Here is a 19692-nt window from a genome sequence, read left to right as displayed (position 1 = left end):
TTCAATTACAAGAGTTGTGCGTCATATTTTAAAAATCAGAAATGAACAAAAAAATAAAATTGATTTATTTAATACTCATATTGACACTAAACTTTTCTTGCGTTGAAAAGAAATCAACAGAAAAAGAAACTATCAAACCTGAATTGGTAGTAACACCAAAAACCGACACCTTAAAATTTACTTCTGCAATACGTGCTATCTTTCAGGATAGCAAAGGTAATTATTGGTTTGGAAGTCATAATGAAGGCGTAAGTTTTTATAATGGAAAATCATTTGAATACTTTACAACTAATGAAGGTTTATCAGACAATCAAATCCGTTCAATCCAAGAAGACGACAATGGTAAAATTTGGTTTGGAACTGCGAAAGGAATAAGTGTATATGACAAAGGAAAGTTTGCTAATTATCCTCCTAAAAATAACAACCCAATATTAGATTGGAATGAAACCAATGGAGATTTATGGTTTTATTCGTGGGAAGAAGACGGAATAAATCGTTTTGATGGGATAAATATGAACTATTTGATTTTCCCCAAACCTAAAAATCCTGATAAATCTTATGGTGTAACGGGTATCTCAAAAGATAAAAGTGGTAAAGTTTGGATTGCAACTTATGCAGCACTATTCAGCTATGATGGTAAAAGGGTAAATATCTTTGATACTGAAAAATTAAACCTAAAAGATAATGAGCTTTTGCATATAAGAAGTGTATTAGCAGATTCAAAAGGACGAATTTGGATAGGAAATAATGGAATTGGCGTATTGTTAATGGAAGGTAATTCGATAATTAATTTTTCTGAAAAGAATAATTTAATCCACCCAACAAGCACAAAAAGAGGAGATAAATCAAAACCAGGCACACTTGAACACGCTTTTGCTATTGAAGAAGATTCAGAAGGCAATATCTGGTTTGGAGATGTGTATAATGGAGCTTGGAAATATGACGGTAAATCTTTGACAAACTATTCTGTTAGTGACAAACCATCCAAACCAATGATTTGGACTATTTATAAAGACAATAAAAATAATTTGCTTTTTGGGATGGCAGACGGAAATATATTTAAGTTTAATGGAAAGGCTTTTGAAAAGCGATTTTAAGAAATACGAACGCACAACATCAGCTTGACAAATTGCCGGGTTTAGTCCTAAATTGAACAATCGGTTTTCAAATTAATATTAGTGCTGACTTGAAAGTAAGTGCTTCTAAATCCCTAACTTCCTAAAGCAGCAAAACATTAAAATCAGTACTAGAGTTAGTCTCTTGTACTGATTTTTTTTTTAGCCCAGAGCGAAAAGGAAACCCCGCAGCGAAAAAAGGATGGTGTTGCTGCTCGTGTAGAGCGACCAAAGGAAGCTCCTGCACGGGCTTTGCAACAGCTCCTTGAGTCGCGAGGAGTTGTATTGTAGCGCTGGATTTGCTCCTGAAGGTTTTAAAAGAGATAAATATATTTTGATAAAGGATGTATTTTTATTGTTTATCAATAAATATCAATATATTTGTATTTTAATTTTAAATACTTTGTATCATGTCTAGAAAAACCAATTTTGTTTTTAAAGTAGTGCAAGTGGTATCTTGGATTATTTTCGTGGGGCTTTGCATCCAGGCGGGTGGCTTTATTTTTAATACTGTTTTTACGTTGCTGCTCAATCCAGCTGGGGCAAGTAAGTTTTGGACAGAGGTTGATTTGGCAGCTTTGTATCATTTCAACCAGTCGCATTATGTGACTTTGACTGTTTTAATGTGTATTGTTGCGGTTTTGAAAGCGGTATTGTTTTACAATATTGTACTCGTTTTTCACAATAAAAAAATCAATTTGGAACAGCCGTTTAATGATTCTTTGAAGAAATTTATTGATTTGGTGGCTACTATTTCTTTTGGAATCGGGCTTTTTTCTTTGTGGGGAGCAGGCTTTACACAGAATTTAATTGCAGATGGACTACAAATGCCTAATGTTGCCGATTTGAGTTTTGGTGGTGGTGATGTGTGGTGGTTTACCAGTGTAATTTTATTGGTAATTGGACAAATTATAAAAAAGGGAATCGAAATGCAGCAAGAAAACGAACTAACCATTTAAGTTATGGCAATAATTGTAAACCTAGATGTGATGATGGCTAAGCGCAAGATGTCATTGAACGAGCTTTCGGAGAAGGTAGATTTGACCTTGTCAAATTTATCCATATTAAAAACAGGAAAGGCTAAGGCGATTCGGTTTAGTACTTTGGAGGCTATTTGTAAAGCCTTAGATTGCCAGCCAGGCGATATTTTAGAATATTCGAAGAACGAATAAATACAAAGGGCAGTGGCAAGCTTGTGAGTTTTGTTTTGAAGATGAGGTGGTTAGGTTTTGCTAATGTGGCTAATATTCGAAAAAAATTGATAATCACGCTTTTAAACACTACCTTTGCCACCCGAAACGGAAAAATAAGGTTTCGGAAAAACGAATTTTCAAATTATATTATGAATAACATTGTTGCGATAGTAGGAAGACCTAATGTGGGGAAATCGACCCTTTTTAATAGGCTGATACAAAGAAGAGAAGCTATTGTAGATTCAGTATCTGGGGTGACCCGCGATAGAAACTATGGTAAAAGCGAGTGGAACGGAAAAGAATTTTCTGTAATTGATACCGGAGGATACATAAAAGGTTCTGATGACGTGTTTGAGGGCGAGATCCGCAAACAAGTAGAACTGGCTATTGATGAGGCCGACGTAATCATTTTTGTGGTTGATGTTGAGGAAGGCATAACGCCTATGGATGATGTTGTGGCGCGCTTGTTGCGTAAAGTAACTAAACCAGTTTTGCTAGCGGTAAACAAGGTAGACAACGCCATGCGTGAGAAAGATGCCTTGGAGTTTTACAACTTAGGTTTGGGTGAATACTATACTTTTGCCAGTATATCAGGTAGTGGAACAGGAGATTTACTAGATGCTTTAATTGATGCTTTCCCGGTAAAACCAGAACCTGTTCAAGAGGAAGTGGTATTGCCGCGTTTTGCGGTAGTTGGGCGACCAAATGCTGGTAAATCAAGTTTTATCAATGCCTTGATTGGTAAAGAACGTTTTATGGTAACAGACATTGCGGGTACTACGCGTGATGCTATTGATACGAAGTTTGACCGTTTTGGGTTTGAATTTAACTTGGTGGATACGGCGGGAATTCGTCGTAAGGCTAAGGTTAAGGAAGATTTAGAATTCTATTCGGTAATGCGTTCTGTGCGTGCTATTGAACATGCTGATATTTGTATCCTTGTTATTGATGCGACACGTGGATTTGAAGGGCAAGACCAAAGTATTTTTTGGTTGGCCGAAAAAAACCGAAAAGGTGTAGTGATCTTGGTAAACAAATGGGATTTGGTTGAAAAAGATACTATGTCAACCCGCGATTACGAAGAGAAAATCAAGAAAGAATTAATGCCGTTTACGGATGTGCCAATTCTTTTTGTTTCGGCATTGACCAAACAGCGTTTACTAAAAGCATTAGAAGCTACGGTAAAAGTGTACGAAAACAGACAGCAGCGTATTGCGACTTCTAAATTTAACGAATTCATGCTTAAGGTAATTGAGGCATACCCGCCACCAGCTACCAAAGGGAAATATGTAAAAATTAAATATTGCATGCAGTTGCCTACACAAACGCCTCAGTTTGTATTTTTTGCCAACATGCCACAATATGTTAAGGAACCGTACAAACGTTACCTTGAAAATAAAATTAGAGAAAATTGGGATTTTTCAGGAGTGCCAATCGATATTTATATTAGAGAGAAATAAGACTAGAAAACCACTTTGTAACGAAGTGGTTTTTTTGTTAATGCAAATGTGCAAAGCCTAAGATTTGATTCTTGGGCTTTTTTTGTAGTATATATTACTGGTTTATGGATTTGTAAGTTAATTGAAGATTTCTATTGTAAAGAAAATTATTATGATTATTTTCGTAGCAATCAGAGCTATTGAAATGTTATGTAGCTATCTACATCAGGATAGATTGGATTTTTTACATGGCATATATTTATTAGTTGGCGTTAAGACAACCACAAAATCACCAAAAAAACTCAAATATGAATAAAGAATTGAAATTTAAAGAGATTATTGAGAATATAATTGGGGATATAAATGAAGCAAAAAGAAAGTCTAAATTTATTCATAAAGCTGGTAACATAAAAACTTCTGGTGATGAAGTTGAAAATTTAATCCGTGAAAAAATTAGTCTATTTTTACCTGAAAGGTATTTAGTTAAACAGGGACATATTATTAATTCTGAAGGTAAAGTAAGTAATCAATTCGACATTATAATTTTTGATAGATTGAACACTCCTAAATTCTTTGAAGCTAGTAATGAAACTGTATATTACCCAATTGAATCTGTTCTTGCTGTTGGAGAAATTAAAAAAACTTTGAGAAGTAAAGATCCAATAGAATTTGGAAAAAAAATTAGATATTTGAAAGAAGATATGCAACGGAAATTAATTGTTAATACTGCATTTGGAAATAAAATTTCTAACAGCACATTAATTGCTGATCTTATAAATATGACGTCAGAACGAAATTTTAAAAATCCTCTGTTTTCTTTCATTTTTGCTATCGATGAAGAGAAAATAGAAAATTTAGAAGTTAGTGAAGGCCATAAATATATGCCAAATGATATATACGTTTTGAATTACGGATATTATTTATTTGGAGAAATTAAAGATGGGACAATTGTATCAATGCTGGAAGATGAAAATCCTATGATAAAAACACTTATTGAAGTTAAAAAACCAGGAATAAATTGTATCGGTACTTTACTAAATCAACTAATCAATCATTTAAACAAATGTCATATTGAACCTTTTAGCATATCTAATTATTTAGACGCTAAAACTGATTTTAGAATTACAGGATCAGATATTAAAACTTATACATTAAGAAAATAACGTAAATGTCCAGCCGCCAACACACGCTACATCGGATTTGGGCATTGGGCTTAATGGGAAAATGATTTTGTATTTGGATGTTTAGTGATAACCGAAAAATAAATCTTACTTTAGTCCCAAACCCGCTGTAGTAGCGGGACGTTATACGGTATTGAACCAAAACGAACTAAGTTGCAAAATAAAAAATTAAAAATGGATCCCACAGAAATTAAAATGATTAATGCTGAAGTTGTTTTAATAAAAAGTAAGATTAAAAATGCGAAAATTTTTATAATTGTTTTTTTTGCATTTGCTTCTATTTGGTTTTGGATTTGGAATAGTCAAGAATCCCCTTATTCAATTTTAAACAACTCAATCAACATTGTTTTGATATCATTTTTATTATTGTTCATTTATGCTGTCTCAAAAAAAATTATTACTACAAGGAATGATATTAAAAATCAAATTAAAATTACTGATGAATTAAAAGTGACAAATAAGTATAAAGATTATGAACAGAATGGCGGAGTAAGATTTTTCATAACACTTGATTCAAAAATAATAAAAAAATACGAAGTCACAGAAAATGTGTTTAATGATTTAAATATAAATGATTCTGTATATATTGAATATTCAAAATATGCCAATTGGATACTAAAAATTGAACATAACGGTATCGATATTGAAAACAAACAGATGATAACTTAAAAAATACTGCTAGTATAAATAACTTGATGTCTATTCGTTGAAATCAACACCGAATAAAAGCTAGTAAGCAAAAGTCGGGAATCAGGCATAATGGGAAAATGGTTTTGTATTTGGGATGATTTGGCAAATCCGAATAATGGGCTTAATTTAGAACCAAACCCGCTGTAGTTCCATAACGTCTGCGTCATTTTAAGAAAACTGAACTGTTAAAATAAATCCATTGAAAGCAAATGAATAGTTTAAATGAATTAGAAATAACGAATGGTTTAAGTTTTCCAAAAATCTATAAGGATTTTTATAAACTTTGCGAAAGTTCAACTCCAAAAGGAATGATTGGAACTGACTTATTTAATGAATACAAAGAATTGAATAAATGGGCGAAAGAATTATTGGATGAGGATAATGCTGAAAATTTTCTCAATGATGATGATTTTGTTTTTATGATGCATCAAGGATATATGTTTTGGTATTTCAAAGCTAATGGAAAAGAGAATCCTAAAGTTTACTTTTATTATGAAGGACAAAAAACACCTAAAGAAATATGTTCATTAGAATATTTTATAGAAAATTATCCAAACATTTCAGAATAAAAAACGACGCATAACAGCTAGAAATTAAGAATAGAAAACCACTTTGTAAGGAGTGGTTTTTCTATGTGTTTTTAATTAAAATAAATATTACCCTACGAATCATTATATTTGGAAAAAAAATAAAAACATGAGAAATTTATTAATTTGGTTTTGCTTAGTCTTTAGTTTGTTCAGTTTTGGTCAAAATAAGAACTTTACAGTTGAAGACAAGCTTATATTTTGGAAACTTGTTTATGAAGATTCATCAAGTATATCTAATCTAAAGTCTAATCCTCGACTAGAGTTTGTATCAGATTCAACTGGAAGGATTAAAAAAACTAATTTTGAAGATAAAAAACTTGATCAGTTAACTGCAGAGTTTAAGATCGAAACGAAAAAAGGGAAATACCGTGTTTCTGTTTTTAATATAAAATTCTTTGTACAGCCAGCTGGAATATATGGTGGAGGACTTTTAATGCAAACAATTTCGGAATTTACAATTGAGAGGGCTTTGATTAAAAAGGATGGTCAAATTAGAGAATCGTCATCAAAAAATAATTTGACCGAAAGATTGAACCCTCATTTAGTAGAATTGTTTACGATTAAGAAAGTATCCAAATCAGATTGGTAAATAGAAGGAGAATTTTCTTGGATGTAGATTTCTAAATTTAGACTAATAATTCTATGGATATATTTAAATGGCTTTTTAGTAAAAAGGTGGTCTTTACTGAAAATCTTCAGAGTGATGATTTAGAAATTTCAAAAATTGAAAATGAATCTAAAGCAGTATGTCCATATTGTAATTCTAAATTGAAAAAATTTCCGGTTAGAAAAACAAAATGTATTTTTTGTAAAAAAACAATTTTTGCCAGAAAATTACACAATTCGGTGTTTAAATCTCTCATTACTGAAGATGAAGCTAAAGAAATTGATAAGGTAAAAGAAATAGAATATTTGCAATTTAAAGGATTTCATGATTTAGAAAATTTTGGTGTTACAAAAGATGAATTTCTAAAACGGAAAGAGGAAAATTATTTAAATTATGGAATTGAAAACAATAATGATGACGTGATTTGGTCTCTTTTTAATGAATTACTGATTAAAAATGTGAATGACTTTGATAAATTACGAATGATTTATTATTCTATGGCTGTAAAACTGCATCAAGAAGGTAAAGATAATTTTAAATATTTACAGTTAAGTGCCAAAGCATTGCTAGATAGTTGCCAAAACAGTGATTTAGTATTTGATTTCCAAATAATTACAGCCAAGGGCTGTTGCGAAAACTGTAGGAGCAATGATGGTAAAATTTTATCTATGCAGCAAGCATATTTGTTACCAATTCCATGTAAAGAATGTGATAATACGATTGGATTTTGTAGGTGTACTTATGGTGCTCTAGCAACTAGAAATAGTGAAGGGATGCTAGTAACTAAAAAATAAATTTCGAGTAATCTTGACTTTTTTTTAGGATTTATTTTTCCAATTCAAACGATGAAAAACACTCAATCGGATAATATCACGATCAAAAAAGTTAAGGCCGCTTTGTCGCCTTTGATAACTGTTGAGGTAGCCTAACTCATACGAAAAATGTTTGCTAGCTTGAAAATGTATCGCTGCGTAAATTCTGTTTTGGTCAAAAGTATTTCTACGGGTTGATTTTCCAGCATTAAACATGATTTCATCAGAGAGAATGGCTTTTATAGCTTGGTTTTCTTTTTTCCAAAAGGTATAATCTCCCTGAAGGCGGTATCTAAAACGCCATGAAAAAGTATTTCCGGGTAGCAATCCTGAGGAATTAGCATTGTGAATAAAACGTTCTTCCACTTGAAAACGCTGGTTGAGCACTAGTTTTTTGCCGCTGATTCTCCAAGTCAAGTCTTGTTGCCCGCGGTATTCAGGAATTCTAAAGTCGGGATTGATTTCAGGTATTTGTGTAGTAACCGAAAAATGAGCAAATCCAGCACCTGTTTCCAGATGGCTGTTTATTCTGTAACGTCCTTGAACACGCAACACATAAACATTTTGCTGAATGGGTTTTGTAAAAACTCTATTATCAATTTCAGAATGCAAGGACCATTTTTTACTCAACAGCAATTGATTGTAATAGCGCGTCCAAACAATACTTTGGTGGTCTACTTTTTTTACGGTTTGTGCTTGTAACCCCAAACACAGTAGTGAACAAAAGAAAAGGAATTTTTGAGTCATTAGTTTTAAAAATGGTTGCAAATGTACACAAAGTCAACCATTTTAAAGCAGTTACGTATTTGTTGATTCAATTCTTTACCTATAAAAAAAAGCACCGCTAACTTATGTGGTAGCGGTGCTGTATTATAAAAGGATTAAGTTGCTGTTTATAACGAGTACTTCAAGGTAATTCCGTAGGTTCTTTGGTCGCCTAAAACACCAGCATAATGTCCAGCATTTCCTCCAGCTGGTAATAATTGCTCAAAGTAATCTTTGTTCAATAGGTTTCGACCCCAAAAGTTTACAGATAATCCTTCGGTTGCTCTAAATCCGAAACGACCGTTAAAGATAGCATATCCTTGAACCACCAAGTATTTTGAAGCCGATGGACTAGAAGAAAATTCAGAACGTGCGTACGAGTCAATTGCTACAAAGAATTTACCTAGGTTGCTAAAGAATTTAGCTGATTTGTTATATTCTCCGCCTAAACTTCCGGCCCATTTTGAAACACCTGGCAAAGTACTTCCAGATACATCTTTGAAAGATACAGGAGATCCCGTTTCTTCAAGCGGTAGTGGAGCATTGGTGAATTTAATATATTTTCCATCCGTATAACTCAATGCCCCGTTGAAAGTAAAATGTTCATTGATTACAAAACTAGCATCCACTTCGGCACCTCTTACACGTACTTTGTCCGCATTGGCAAGGTAACCACGATTTACTCCTAATTCAGCTGCTTGTACATTGGTTTGGAAATCTTTGATGTCCGTATTGTACATAGTCAGGTTTAAAATAGCTCTTTTTAACGGAGAGGTTTTTATTCCAATTTCATAGTGATTTACGTCTTCAGGTCTAATTACAGCAAGATCAGCCAATGTTTGTCCTACAGCAGGAGTAGGCAAACCGGCTACATTTACACCCACTGGTTTGTAACTTTTAGCATAAGTAGCGTAGCCATTAATTTTATCAGTCGCTTTATAATTCACTGTTATATTTCCTGAAAAGTCAAACTTATCTTTGTTAGCAGAGAACGTTTGGTTGGTGTATACCGCTCTTTTAATTGCTAATAATTGTGGATCATTAGTTTGTAAACCACCATACGTTTGACGGTCGTAGTTCGATTCTTTTTTGTCATAATTGTAGCGTAAGCCTGGTAGAATATGTAATCTATCGGTAACTTGCCAATCTAATTGACCAAACAAAGCCGCACTTACAGCATGAATATCAGCAATGGTGCGTATTCCGTAGCCTTCAAGCAAACCTGGCTCAGCCCATCTAGCAAGCGGTACAGGAGTTGAAACGCCGTTATTGTTGTAGTTTACCGGCGATTGAGAAAAACGCCATTGTGCATTTCCAGATTCTTCCGTTCCTCTAATTTTAACCGTTTGATCGATAAAAAAGGCACCAATTACTCCGCTTAATTTAGAAGACACTTGTCCTGCATAGCGAATTTCTTGTGTCAACTGCGTATGTCTGGCAGGGTTTTGTGATTTAGCCAAAACTTGAAGTCCTGTAAAATCTCTATCGTTTGAAGGATCCCAGTTCCAAAAACGCCATGCTGTAGTTGAGGTTAAAGTTCCTTTACCAATTTTAGTATCTACGTTAAGCGATGCGCCGCCCAAATCTTGTCCAGAACGCCATGGTGTATCGTGATCAATTTTACGGTCAAAAGCATTTCTGCTCGGGAGTTGGTAATTTAAGTCAGCAATGATGGCGTCAAATTGGCGGTAAGCGGCTCTTTGTGTTGGCGCTACACCAGCAATAACTTGCGCATATCCATCAGGACGTTGTGTAGTAATGTCAGCTGCGAATAAAATGTTCGTGTTTTCAGAAGCGTTGTACAATAATTGGCCTCTAATTCCTTGATTGTTTAAGGTGTTTGTGGCTCTTCCAGTCACTACATTATCAATTAATCCGTCTCTTTGTGTTCCCGAAAAGGAGATTCTACCAGCCAGTTTTTTACTTAACGCACCTGTTATTGATGTTTTAGCTTGCAGGAAACCATAATTTCCGTAGCTTACTTCAAAATCAGCACCAGATGTAAAACTTGGTTTTCTGGTGGTAATGTTAAACGCTCCTGAGGTTGTGTTTTTACCAAAAAGTGATCCTTGTGGTCCACGTAATACTTCAATCCGGTCAATATCTACAAAATCTAAAGTGGTCGCTGCTGGTCGCGAATAATATACTCCGTCAACATAAAAACCAACACCAGGATCAATCCCATCATTAGTTAATCCATAAGGCGAACCAAGTCCTCTAATGTTGATACCCGTATTTCTAGGATTGGAGGAGTACAATTGTACCGAAGGAATCAATTCTTTCACACGATTTACGTTGAAAGCACCTGCTTGTTCGGCTTGTTTTCCGGTTACTACAGATACAGCAATTGGGATATCTTGTGCTTTTTCTATTCTTCTGCGAGAGGTAACGACCACTTCAGAGAGTACTTTTTCTTCTCCGTACGAAATGATAATCTCCAGCGGTTTTACATTGGTAGGCAGTTCGGTAATTTTAATTTCTTTGGTATTGTAGCCTGCATATTGTACAATAAGCGTGAAGGGAAGTGACTTGGCTTCAATACTGAAAGTTCCATCAGCTAGCGTTGTAGTAGTGTTTGTGGTGCCTTTTAGAACGATATTGACACCTGCAATTGGGGAATCTTGTTCGTCTTTTACTTTTCCTTCAAGAAGTACTTGAGCAAAAGAAGTGGAGAAAACTAGAAAAAAAAATAAAGTAGTGCTTAATTTTAAATAAATATTTTTCATTATAGTATGTATATGTAATTAGTAGAGTTTTAAAATAATTTTTTTTTATTTCTAACACATACACATCATACAGGCTTTAGACTTGGGGTTTAATTTTTTGAAAACTTCTAGGGATTTTTGTACTTGCATCTTTTTCATCTTGCTTTAAATAGAGTTACTATTAATATTTCGGTGCAAATATATATAAATTCTATAAAAATAGTAGAGTTTAAAATAAAATTTTTAATTTTTGACTAATGAGGCTATAGTGATACCTTGCATGGCCTTTAAGGTCTCATCTCGAATAAGCATTAAACCATGACGTAAACTGCATTCAGACTCTGTTTTACAGTCTGAACAAGGTTCATAAAAATTTAAAGAAGCACAAGGTAATAATGCAATAGCTCCGTCAAACAGGCGGTGTATATCAGCTAGAGTGATGTCATTTCCTGATTTTAGAAGATAATAACCTCCAAATTTCCCTTGCTTGCTACCCACAAAATGCCCCCTTTTTAGATCCAATAAAATCTGTTCCAAAAACTTTTTTGGAATAGAAGCCGACTCGGCAATTTCAATTGTTTTAGAAATATGGTCTGCGTCCTGCTCGGCTAGATAGAGCAGTGCTTTAAGGGCATATTTGGTTTTTTGTGAAAGCATTTGGTATTCGGATTACGCTTTTTTTACTGTTTAAAAACGAGGTTAAAGATACTTGTTTTTTTAAACGAATCAACTTAAACGATGAAGTTTTCAGACCTTCAAGATTGTTATCATTAATAAGATTGCTTACCGTTAAATTAAAAAAAGGATAAAGAAGCCTGAAGCAGCTTTATCCTTTTTTAATTTAACGATACTTCACAAATTTATTTGCAGCTGCTTTTCAACTTAATAGCGTAATTTGGATTTAACGGTTCGTTTGTTTGTGCTAGTCGTTGTGAACCTACATTTGCCGGACAGGCAATGTCATTAGTCGCATCATAAACTATTCGTTTTCCAGTGGCTAATAGTGTTTTTGGAACATAAATCTGTACTTTGGTTATAGCGTAACCAGACGGGTAATACCGAATGTAGTATCCATCAGGATGTAAAGTCCAAATCCCACTTGGAATATCTGTACGTACAGGTGCCATACCCGCAATAATGGCGTATTTTTCCATTTCGGCGTAAGTATAATTTCCATTAGCAACCATTTGTCGAATGTTATTTTCGGCTTCAAAAACATTTTGAACCGCTTCAGGAAGTTTTGATTTTGCTTGATTCATAAGGCTAGCAGGCAATACGCCTAACATACCACCTTCAAGGTGCGTTAATTCAGCTGTACTTAAAAGAGCGATAGCTGTTAATTTTAGTTGTCCACTGAAATCGGCAAAACGGGATTTAGCAATTATAGCCCATAATAATTCTTGTATATCGTGTTGCTGAATTTCAGGATGTTTTTCGGCATTTTTTAAAATTGTAGTTACAATTTCTTGCTTAGGTCCTAGAGTGGGTGCGTACATGTACCCATCGCCTTGAGAAGGGGCAAAGGTACCTGCTTTTAAACAATAACTTTTGGCACTCATTTCATAAAAGCCATCACACAATACAAATCCGCCTTCAGTAGCTTTTGGTAACAAATATAAAGGTTGTACATTTTTGACCACCAGTAAATCAGGTAATTTTGATCCTGTTTGATCTACATCTTCAAAGGAAGTTGTAATAGATTCTGGTTTTTTTAGTATTTGATCAAGTCCCATTTTTTTGGCTCCTAGTGCAGCGCCTGCTTGTAATACTTTTTCTTTCCAACCGCTAAATTGGGAGTAACCTTGAAATCCAATGCACAACATTAGGATTGCAATACCATGCGATAATTTTAATTTTTTCATTATTTAAAATTTAGTTTTTTTAGTCAAAGATAAAATTATTACTACTAAATAAATTAAAAAGTGATTTAATTTTTCAACAGAGGTATTGCCTTTTAAACAGTAATAAACTACCGTAAAGTGCTGTTTAGAAACAAAAAAAAGCTGCATTTGCAGCTTTTAATTAATGTATGTGTTTTACCAGTCGCCTCCAGATCCTCCTCCAGAAAAACCGCCTCCGCCAAATCCACCACCGAATCCGCCTCCGCCAAATCCTCCTCCAGAAGAACCACCACCAAAGCCTCCGCCTCCGCCACCACGGCCAAGACTGCTAAGTATGATGACATCCATAAGGCTAGGGCCAAAGCCACCACCGCGATTTCCAGAGTTGCCACCGCCTTTATTTCGGGAAGCTAGTACGATGATAACTACTATAATCACAATAATGGGAACAATGGGGAATTTTTTTTCTTTTGATTTCTCTACGCGTTTCCCTTTGTATTTCCCCTTAAAAACATCAAAAAGTGCATCAGTTCCTTTATCAAGTCCATTGTAATAACTTCCGGCTTTAAATTCGGGAATAATGATGTTTCGAGTTATTTCACCGCCAATTCCAGCTGTCAATCGATCTTCAAGACCGTATCCTGCTGAGATCCATATTTTTCGTTCTGCTTTAGCTAATAAAATAAGAACACCATTATCATTTTGTGCAGTACCACCAATTCCCCAAGTTTGCCCCCATTTAGGAGTAAGAATTCCTATGTCTTCGCCCTTAAGGCTTTCAATGGTAATGACCACAATTTGAGTAGTGGTAGAGTCCGCATATTTGACTAATTTTTCCTCAAGCTGTGCTTTTTCGCTTTCGCTTAAAACCTTAGCGTAATCATATACTGAAGTTTGAAAAGTTGGTTTTTCAGGAATTGTAAATTGTGCAAAGCTTATTTGTGCGAAAAATAAAGTGACAAATAGTTTTAGATACAACAAGGCATTCTTTTTTTGTACTACCATTATCCTCTAGATATTTCGTTTGATAATTCATTTGTATCTCCTTCTTGCCAAGGAAAATAGTGTTGCAATTGTTGCCCAGCACTTGTAATGCCATCAATAAGTCCTTGTTTAAAATTACCTTGTTTGAAGTGCGCTACCATTACATCACGGGTACTGTCCCAAAAATCACTTTTCACAGCATCATTGATTCCTTTATCCCCGCAGATGACAAAATTACGATCTTCAACCGCTAGATAGATCAAAACACCATTTTGGAGTTCAGTTGCATCCATTTTCAGTTCGTTAAAAACTTCCATAGCACGATCAAAATGATCCATAGTGGTGGTTTTTTCGATATGAACTCTAATCTCGCCCGAAGTGTTTTTTTCAGCATTACAAATAGCTGTTACAATTTCTTGTTCCTCTTCTTTGGTTAAAAAATCTTCTACTTTTGACATCGGAAATAGTTTTGAGTGAAAAATAACGATTTTCAATCCCACTAGTTTGCTAGTAGTAATCAAAAATCGTTATTCAAAATAAAAAATAAGGTTTAGAATTTTACTTCAACAGGTTTTTCAGCTCCTTCAACAGCAGTAAAATAGGTTTTCTCTTTAAAACCAAAAAGACCTGCAAAAAGACTGTTTGGGAATGTTTTGATATGAGAGTTGTATGGCTTAACAGCTTCATTAAAACGTGTTCTTGCCGTTAAAATTTGATTTTCAGTACTCGCTAACTCATCTTGTAATTTCAAGAAGTTTTGATTAGCTTTCAATTCAGGATATGCCTCAACAGAAACTAATAATCTTGATAAAGAGCTACTTACTCCGCTTTGAGCTTTGTTAAATTCAGCTAATTGCTCAGGTGTAATATTTGCTGGGTCAATTTTTACTGAAGTTGCTTTAGAGCGCGCTTCAATTACAGCAGTCAATGTGCTTTTTTCAAAATCGGCGGCTCCTTTTACAGTGTTTACTAAGTTGCCTATAAGGTCATTTCTTCTTTGATAAGCAGTTTGTACATCACCCCAAGACTGTTCTACATCTTGATTTAAAGTTACGGCAGTGTTGTTGATCCCTTTAACCCAGCTGTACATTACAAAAATTACAACTGCTACTATAATCCAAGGCAAAAATCTTCTCATGTTTGTTTAATTTAGTGTTTAAAATTTAGTTATTTAGTTTTTCTCACACGGGTGAGGTTTGTTTTAAAGTTCGTTTTTTATGTTGGTTAATTGCATTCGTATTGCTTCTAGTTTTCTAATAATTTCAAATTTATCCAAAGTTTTCTTTTGGCCTTCTTTCAGATGGGTCTTAGCACCTTCTAGTGTAAATCCTCTTTCTTTGACAAGGTGATAAATCAATTGCAAATTGGTTATATCCTCAGGCGTAAACATTCTATTGCCTTTTGCATTCTTCTTTGGTTTCAAAATATCAAATTCACTATCCCAAAACCGAATGAGTGATGCATTTACATCAAAAGCTTTGGCTACTTCGCCTATGCTATAGTATCGTTTGTCTTTTGAAAGTTCAATGTGCATTTTTATCTATTTTCTAATTTTTTGTAATTCTAATTTTTGTTGTCCAATGAAATTTCATCTTTCACATCTCACTTTTCACATTTCACATTTCACATTTCACATCTCACTATTCTAATCCAGCGACTGATTTTCTTGATTCGCTAATTGTGAAATAGCTACATATTCAACCGCCGATATGTTTCCGTAATAGAAATTAAGTGGGTTTACTACCTTTTTATCTTTCAACACCTCATAATGTAAATGCGGAGCTTCTGATCGGCCAGTACTTCCTACGTAACCTATAATGTCACCTCTTTTTACACGCTGTCCTGCTCTTGTATTGTACTTGCTCAAGTGTGCGTATAAAGTTTCATATCCAAATCCGTGCCGAATTACAATATGATTTCCGTAGCCTGATGCCGTGTTGTCCGCTTTTGCCACAACACCATCACCAGTAGCATAAATTGGCGTTCCACTTTTGGCTGTAAAATCCATGCCTTCATGCATTTTACGGGCTTTCGTAAAAGGATCTGTTCGGTATCCAAAACCAGAAGCCATGTGTTTTAAGTTCTCATTTCGTACCGGTTGAATGGCAGGAATAGCTGACAAAAATTCACTTTTAGCTTCGGCCAATTTTAAAATTTCGTCTAGTGACTTTGATTGAATGGCTAATTGTTTACTCATAACATCAATCCTTTTAGTGGTATTGATGACTAATTGTGAATTATTATAACCTTCCAGCAATTCATATCTATTTTTACCCTGAAAACCAGCTTTCCTAATAGAGTCTGGGATTGCAGTTTTGTTAAAATACACCCTATAAACATTGTTGTCACGTTCTTCTATTGCGTCAAGCGCACCGTTCACCTGATCCATTTTTTTATTGAGAATGGCATAATTCAATTTTAAATTTTCAATCTCTCGGGCTTGCAAGCGGTCTTTTGGTGTTTCAAAAAAAGGCGTGTTCAATAAAACGATGAAACTCAAAAAACCAAACAACGCGGCAGCTAGTATGAACAGAATAATAACACCAAATTTTCTTCTTTTTTGTGTTTTTATTTTCCTGTAGGCTAGATTTTCAGAATCGTAATAATATTTTACTTTCGACATATTTTAAAATACCCTATTTTTGCACACTATAATGGGTTAGACGAACAAATTTAAGAAATGTTTCATTTGTTACCGTCTTTTTTTAAGAATAAATAAATTAGGTGCCTGTTCCAGCTATTCGTTACAAGTTTACCTTTTTGCCCTCTTTTTTTCTTTGGATCCAGCAGGAGCTTCCTACGGTCGCTCTGCTAGCTCTAGAAAAAATAGTAGGCAAAAATGCAAAGCTTTACACTACTATCTGGGGCAAAAAAGAGTGAAAGATTAAAAGATTGAAAAATTCAATTCTTAGCAATCTTTAAATATTTAAATCAAATCAATGACATCACAAGACGTACGCAAGCAATTTTTAGAATTTTTCGCCTCAAATGGGCATTTAATTGTTCCATCAGCACCTATTGTCCTGAAGGATGATCCCACCTTGATGTTTAATAATTCTGGAATGGCTCAGTTCAAAGAGTTTTTTTTAGGAAACGGAACTCCAAAAAATAATCGAATAGCCGATACTCAAAAATGCTTGCGCGTATCAGGAAAACATAACGATCTCGAGGATGTAGGTTTTGATACGTACCACCACACCATGTTTGAAATGTTAGGAAACTGGTCATTTGGTGATTATTTCAAAAAAGAAGCTATCAATTGGGCTTGGCAATTATTAACAGAGGTCTATAAAATCCCAAAAGAAAATTTATACGTTTCTGTTTTTGAAGGAAGTACAGAAGATAATGTTCCTTTTGATCAAGAAGCTTGGGATATCTGGAAAACATTAATTGATGAAGACCGAATCATCCTTGGAAACAAGAAAGACAACTTCTGGGAAATGGGAGATCAAGGACCTTGTGGACCATGCTCTGAAATACACGTTGATTTGCGTACCGATGCTGAAAAAGCTTTGGTTTCAGGAAAAAGTCTTGTAAACAATGACCACCCACAAGTAGTTGAAATCTGGAATAATGTATTCATGGAGTTCAACCGTAAAGCCGATGGAACTCTTGAAAAACTTCCAGCACAGCACGTAGATACCGGAATGGGATTTGAGCGTTTGTGTATGGCTTTGCAAGGCAAAACATCTAATTATGACACGGATGTTTTCACGCCACTTATTGAGAAAGTAGAACAAATTACAGGTTTTAAATATACATCTGATGAAGTAAAAAACATTTCAGAGGAACAGAATAAAACTAATATTGCTATTCGCGTTATTGTAGATCACGTGCGTGCCGTAGCATTTGCTATTGCTGACGGACAATTGCCATCAAACACAGGTGCTGGTTATGTAATTCGTAGAATTTTGCGTCGTGCAATTCGTTACGGATTTACATTTTTGGATACCAAAGAACCTTTTATCAATAAACTGGTAGCCGTTTTGGCAAATCAAATGGGAGAATTTTTCCCAGAGATTAAAGCACAGCAACAATTGGTTACCAATGTAATTAGAGAGGAAGAAGCTTCGTTTTTACGAACGTTAGACCAAGGATTGCAATTACTAGACAAAGTGGTCGCGGAAACATCAGGAAATGAAGTTTCAGGAGCAAAAGTTTTTGAATTGTACGATACCTTCGGTTTTCCAAAAGATTTGACTGCTTTGATTTTAAAAGAAAAAGGATACACTTACAACGAAACAGATTTTGAAGTTGAATTGCAAAAGCAAAAAGCGCGTTCGCGTGCTGCATCTGAAGTTTCAACCGAAGATTGGTCGGTTTTAATTCCTGGAAATGTAGAAACTTTTGTGGGTTATGATCAAACAGAAAACGAAGTAAAAATTACTCGTATTCGTAAAGTAGATTCTAAAAAAGATGGAATTTTATATCAAATCGTTTTAGACAATACACCATTTTATCCAGAAGGTGGAGGACAAGTAGGTGATAAAGGAACACTAGTTTCTGCTAACGAAACGATTGATATCATTGATACAAAAAAAGAAAATAATTTAATATTACATTTTGCAAAACAGCTTCCAGAAAATATCGAAGCAGGTTTTACGGCAAAAGTAAATACGGATTTAAGAACGTCAACTTCTAAGAATCACTCGGCTACGCACTTGATGCATTTGGCTTTGAGAAGTATTTTAGGAACGCACGTAGAGCAAAAAGGATCCTTAGTAAATCCAAACTATTTGCGTTTTGACTTTTCGCATTTTTCTAAAGTTTCAGATGAGGAATTGCGTCAGGTAGAAGCAAGTGTAAACGCTCAGATTGAAGCTCAATTGCAATTGGTAGAACACCGCAATATTCCAATTAAAGAAGCATTGGACAAAGGTGCAATGGCCTTGTTTGGAGAAAAATACGGGGATTCAGTTCGAATGATAGAATTTGGCGAAAGCAAAGAACTTTGTGGTGGAATTCACGTGAAAAATACAGCTGAAATCTGGCATTTCAAAATCATTTCTGAAGGTGCAGTAGCAGCAGGAATTCGCAGAGTTGAAGCCATTACGGGTGTTGCAGTGAAAAATTTCTATCAAAATCAAGAAAATACTTTGGCGGAAATCAAAGAAACGCTGAAAAATCCACAAGATGTTTTAAAATCGGTAGCTTCATTGCAAGACGATAACACGAAGTTAAAAAAACAAATTGAGCAATTACTAAAAGAGAAAGTCGACGGATTAAAGAATGTTTTAGTCGCTGATTTTCATGAGGTAAACGGTGTTAACTTTTTGGCAAAGCAAGTTGATTTATCAATGAGTTCGACCAAAGATTTGGCACAAGCCATTGGAACAGCTAAACCAAATTCATTTGTGTTTTTAGCTTCAATTGAAGAAGGTTTGCCAAATATTCATTGCTATATTTCTAAAGAATTGGTTGCAGAAAAAGCATTAAATGCAGGAACTGTAATTAGAGAATTAGGAAAGTTAATTGATGGAAATGGTGGTGGACAACCGTTTTTTGCTTCTGGAAAAGGAAAGAATGCAAACGGAATCCAACAAGCATTAGACGAGGCAATAACATTTTTAGGTTAAACAAAAATTAGAATTCATACGCAAACCCTTTTTGAATAGTTTTGAAAAGGGTTTGTTTTTTTACAGAAATACAGTTGTTTTAATTGTGAAATGAATACTATTTAAAGCCTTTTTTTATAGTTTAATTTAGTAATCAAACTTGAATTTTTGTATTATATTGGTATGTAGTTATTTATATTTAACTTTGTTCCGAA

The 19692-nt window shown here is 34.5% G+C and carries 19 protein-coding genes; 10 read left to right on the top strand and 9 right to left on the bottom strand.

Going from position 1 to position 19692, the window contains the following annotated elements; translation table 11 throughout:
* The first annotated feature begins 41 nt into the window (after positions 1-41).
* From K5V07_RS12160 to K5V07_RS12120, 9 genes are all read left to right on the top strand, one after another.
* Complete coding sequence (locus tag K5V07_RS12160) at positions 42-1097, top strand: two-component regulator propeller domain-containing protein (protein ID WP_221917677.1); 1056 nt, start codon at positions 42-44, stop codon at positions 1095-1097.
* 428 nt (positions 1098-1525) lie between these two features.
* Positions 1526-2074, top strand: coding sequence for a DUF2975 domain-containing protein (locus K5V07_RS12155; protein ID WP_221917676.1), 549 nt, complete (start codon positions 1526-1528; stop codon positions 2072-2074).
* 3 nt (positions 2075-2077) lie between these two features.
* A complete protein-coding gene (locus tag K5V07_RS12150; protein WP_221917675.1) occupies positions 2078-2287 on the top strand; it encodes a helix-turn-helix transcriptional regulator in 210 nt (69 codons plus the stop codon).
* 170 nt (positions 2288-2457) lie between these two features.
* Positions 2458-3768, top strand: coding sequence for a ribosome biogenesis GTPase Der (der, locus tag K5V07_RS12145; protein WP_144889166.1), 1311 nt, complete (start codon positions 2458-2460; stop codon positions 3766-3768).
* A gap of 287 nt (positions 3769-4055) precedes the next feature.
* Positions 4056-4910: a DUF6602 domain-containing protein gene (locus K5V07_RS12140; RefSeq protein WP_221917674.1), complete on the top strand. Its 855-nt coding sequence runs from the start codon at positions 4056-4058 to the stop codon at positions 4908-4910.
* Between the two features lie 192 nt (positions 4911-5102).
* Positions 5103-5597, top strand: coding sequence for a hypothetical protein (locus K5V07_RS12135; RefSeq protein ID WP_221917673.1), 495 nt, complete (start codon positions 5103-5105; stop codon positions 5595-5597).
* Positions 5598-5827: 230 nt separating this feature from the next.
* Positions 5828-6187 (top strand): SMI1/KNR4 family protein, encoded by a 360-nt coding sequence (locus tag K5V07_RS12130; RefSeq protein ID WP_221917672.1) that lies wholly within the window; start codon positions 5828-5830, stop codon positions 6185-6187.
* A 127-nt stretch (positions 6188-6314) separates the two neighbouring features.
* Entirely contained in the window at positions 6315-6797 is a 483-nt protein-coding gene (locus tag K5V07_RS12125; RefSeq protein ID WP_221917671.1) for a hypothetical protein, read from the top strand.
* 53 nt (positions 6798-6850) lie between these two features.
* Entirely contained in the window at positions 6851-7609 is a 759-nt protein-coding gene (locus tag K5V07_RS12120) for a hypothetical protein (RefSeq protein ID WP_221917670.1), read from the top strand.
* A 24-nt stretch (positions 7610-7633) separates the two neighbouring features.
* On the opposite strand, the gene K5V07_RS12115 is transcribed toward K5V07_RS12120, so the two are convergent.
* The 9 genes from K5V07_RS12115 to K5V07_RS12075 form a co-directional block, all read right to left on the bottom strand.
* The gene (locus K5V07_RS12115) at positions 7634-8374 is read right to left on the bottom strand and encodes a DUF2490 domain-containing protein (protein ID WP_221917669.1); all 741 of its coding nucleotides are present in this window, start codon (positions 8372-8374) and stop codon (positions 7634-7636) included.
* 146 nt (positions 8375-8520) lie between these two features.
* Positions 8521-11118 carry a TonB-dependent receptor gene (locus tag K5V07_RS12110; protein WP_221917668.1) on the bottom strand — a complete coding sequence of 866 codons (2598 nt, stop codon included), beginning with the start codon at positions 11116-11118 and terminating at the stop codon, positions 8521-8523.
* A 222-nt stretch (positions 11119-11340) separates the two neighbouring features.
* Positions 11341-11754: an Rrf2 family transcriptional regulator gene (locus K5V07_RS12105; RefSeq protein ID WP_221917667.1), complete on the bottom strand. Its 414-nt coding sequence runs from the start codon at positions 11752-11754 to the stop codon at positions 11341-11343.
* Between the two features lie 203 nt (positions 11755-11957).
* A complete protein-coding gene (locus K5V07_RS12100) occupies positions 11958-12959 on the bottom strand; it encodes a hypothetical protein (protein WP_221917666.1) in 1002 nt (333 codons plus the stop codon).
* A gap of 174 nt (positions 12960-13133) precedes the next feature.
* A complete protein-coding gene (locus K5V07_RS12095; RefSeq protein ID WP_221917665.1) occupies positions 13134-13943 on the bottom strand; it encodes a YgcG family protein in 810 nt (269 codons plus the stop codon).
* The gene (locus K5V07_RS12090) at positions 13943-14380 is read right to left on the bottom strand and encodes a TPM domain-containing protein (protein WP_144889153.1); all 438 of its coding nucleotides are present in this window, start codon (positions 14378-14380) and stop codon (positions 13943-13945) included. The genes K5V07_RS12095 and K5V07_RS12090 overlap by 1 nt, the downstream gene beginning before the upstream one ends.
* 92 nt (positions 14381-14472) lie before the next feature.
* Positions 14473-15060, bottom strand: coding sequence for a LemA family protein (locus tag K5V07_RS12085; protein WP_086454137.1), 588 nt, complete (start codon positions 15058-15060; stop codon positions 14473-14475).
* A 63-nt stretch (positions 15061-15123) separates the two neighbouring features.
* Positions 15124-15456: a MerR family transcriptional regulator gene (locus K5V07_RS12080; protein ID WP_086454138.1), complete on the bottom strand. Its 333-nt coding sequence runs from the start codon at positions 15454-15456 to the stop codon at positions 15124-15126.
* A gap of 111 nt (positions 15457-15567) precedes the next feature.
* Positions 15568-16545 (bottom strand): M23 family metallopeptidase, encoded by a 978-nt coding sequence (locus K5V07_RS12075; RefSeq protein ID WP_086454139.1) that lies wholly within the window; start codon positions 16543-16545, stop codon positions 15568-15570.
* A 316-nt stretch (positions 16546-16861) separates the two neighbouring features.
* On the opposite strand from K5V07_RS12075, the gene alaS reads away from it, so the two are divergent.
* Positions 16862-19498, top strand: coding sequence for an alanine--tRNA ligase (gene alaS, locus K5V07_RS12070; protein WP_221917664.1), 2637 nt, complete (start codon positions 16862-16864; stop codon positions 19496-19498).
* Positions 19499-19692 lie beyond the last annotated feature (194 nt).

It is taken from the genome of Flavobacterium sp. CHNK8 (assembly GCF_019774515.1).
In the GTDB taxonomy this organism is placed as follows: Bacteria; Bacteroidota; Bacteroidia; order Flavobacteriales; family Flavobacteriaceae; genus Flavobacterium; species Flavobacterium tiangeerense.
This window is presented reverse-complemented; position numbering and strand designations above follow the sequence as displayed.

Bases quoted from the DNA above. Each gene is read 5' to 3' on its own strand.
- K5V07_RS12160 (WP_221917677.1), top strand. From the start codon at position 42: ATGAACAAAAAAATAAAATTGATTTATTTAATACTCATATTGACACTA.
- K5V07_RS12155 (WP_221917676.1), top strand. From the start codon at position 1,526: ATGTCTAGAAAAACCAATTTTGTTTTTAAAGTAGTGCAAGTGGTATCT.
- K5V07_RS12150 (WP_221917675.1), top strand. From the start codon at position 2,078: ATGGCAATAATTGTAAACCTAGATGTGATGATGGCTAAGCGCAAGATG.
- der (WP_144889166.1), top strand. From the start codon at position 2,458: ATGAATAACATTGTTGCGATAGTAGGAAGACCTAATGTGGGGAAATCG.
- K5V07_RS12140 (WP_221917674.1), top strand. From the start codon at position 4,056: ATGAATAAAGAATTGAAATTTAAAGAGATTATTGAGAATATAATTGGG.
- K5V07_RS12135 (WP_221917673.1), top strand. From the start codon at position 5,103: ATGGATCCCACAGAAATTAAAATGATTAATGCTGAAGTTGTTTTAATA.
- K5V07_RS12130 (WP_221917672.1), top strand. From the start codon at position 5,828: ATGAATAGTTTAAATGAATTAGAAATAACGAATGGTTTAAGTTTTCCA.
- K5V07_RS12125 (WP_221917671.1), top strand. From the start codon at position 6,315: ATGAGAAATTTATTAATTTGGTTTTGCTTAGTCTTTAGTTTGTTCAGT.
- K5V07_RS12120 (WP_221917670.1), top strand. From the start codon at position 6,851: ATGGATATATTTAAATGGCTTTTTAGTAAAAAGGTGGTCTTTACTGAA.
- K5V07_RS12115 (WP_221917669.1), bottom strand. From the start codon at position 8,374: ATGACTCAAAAATTCCTTTTCTTTTGTTCACTACTGTGTTTGGGGTTA.
- K5V07_RS12110 (WP_221917668.1), bottom strand. From the start codon at position 11,118: ATGAAAAATATTTATTTAAAATTAAGCACTACTTTATTTTTTTTTCTA.
- K5V07_RS12105 (WP_221917667.1), bottom strand. From the start codon at position 11,754: ATGCTTTCACAAAAAACCAAATATGCCCTTAAAGCACTGCTCTATCTA.
- K5V07_RS12100 (WP_221917666.1), bottom strand. From the start codon at position 12,959: ATGAAAAAATTAAAATTATCGCATGGTATTGCAATCCTAATGTTGTGC.
- K5V07_RS12095 (WP_221917665.1), bottom strand. From the start codon at position 13,943: ATGGTAGTACAAAAAAAGAATGCCTTGTTGTATCTAAAACTATTTGTC.
- K5V07_RS12090 (WP_144889153.1), bottom strand. From the start codon at position 14,380: ATGTCAAAAGTAGAAGATTTTTTAACCAAAGAAGAGGAACAAGAAATT.
- K5V07_RS12085 (WP_086454137.1), bottom strand. From the start codon at position 15,060: ATGAGAAGATTTTTGCCTTGGATTATAGTAGCAGTTGTAATTTTTGTA.
- K5V07_RS12080 (WP_086454138.1), bottom strand. From the start codon at position 15,456: ATGCACATTGAACTTTCAAAAGACAAACGATACTATAGCATAGGCGAA.
- K5V07_RS12075 (WP_086454139.1), bottom strand. From the start codon at position 16,545: ATGTCGAAAGTAAAATATTATTACGATTCTGAAAATCTAGCCTACAGG.
- alaS (WP_221917664.1), top strand. From the start codon at position 16,862: ATGACATCACAAGACGTACGCAAGCAATTTTTAGAATTTTTCGCCTCA.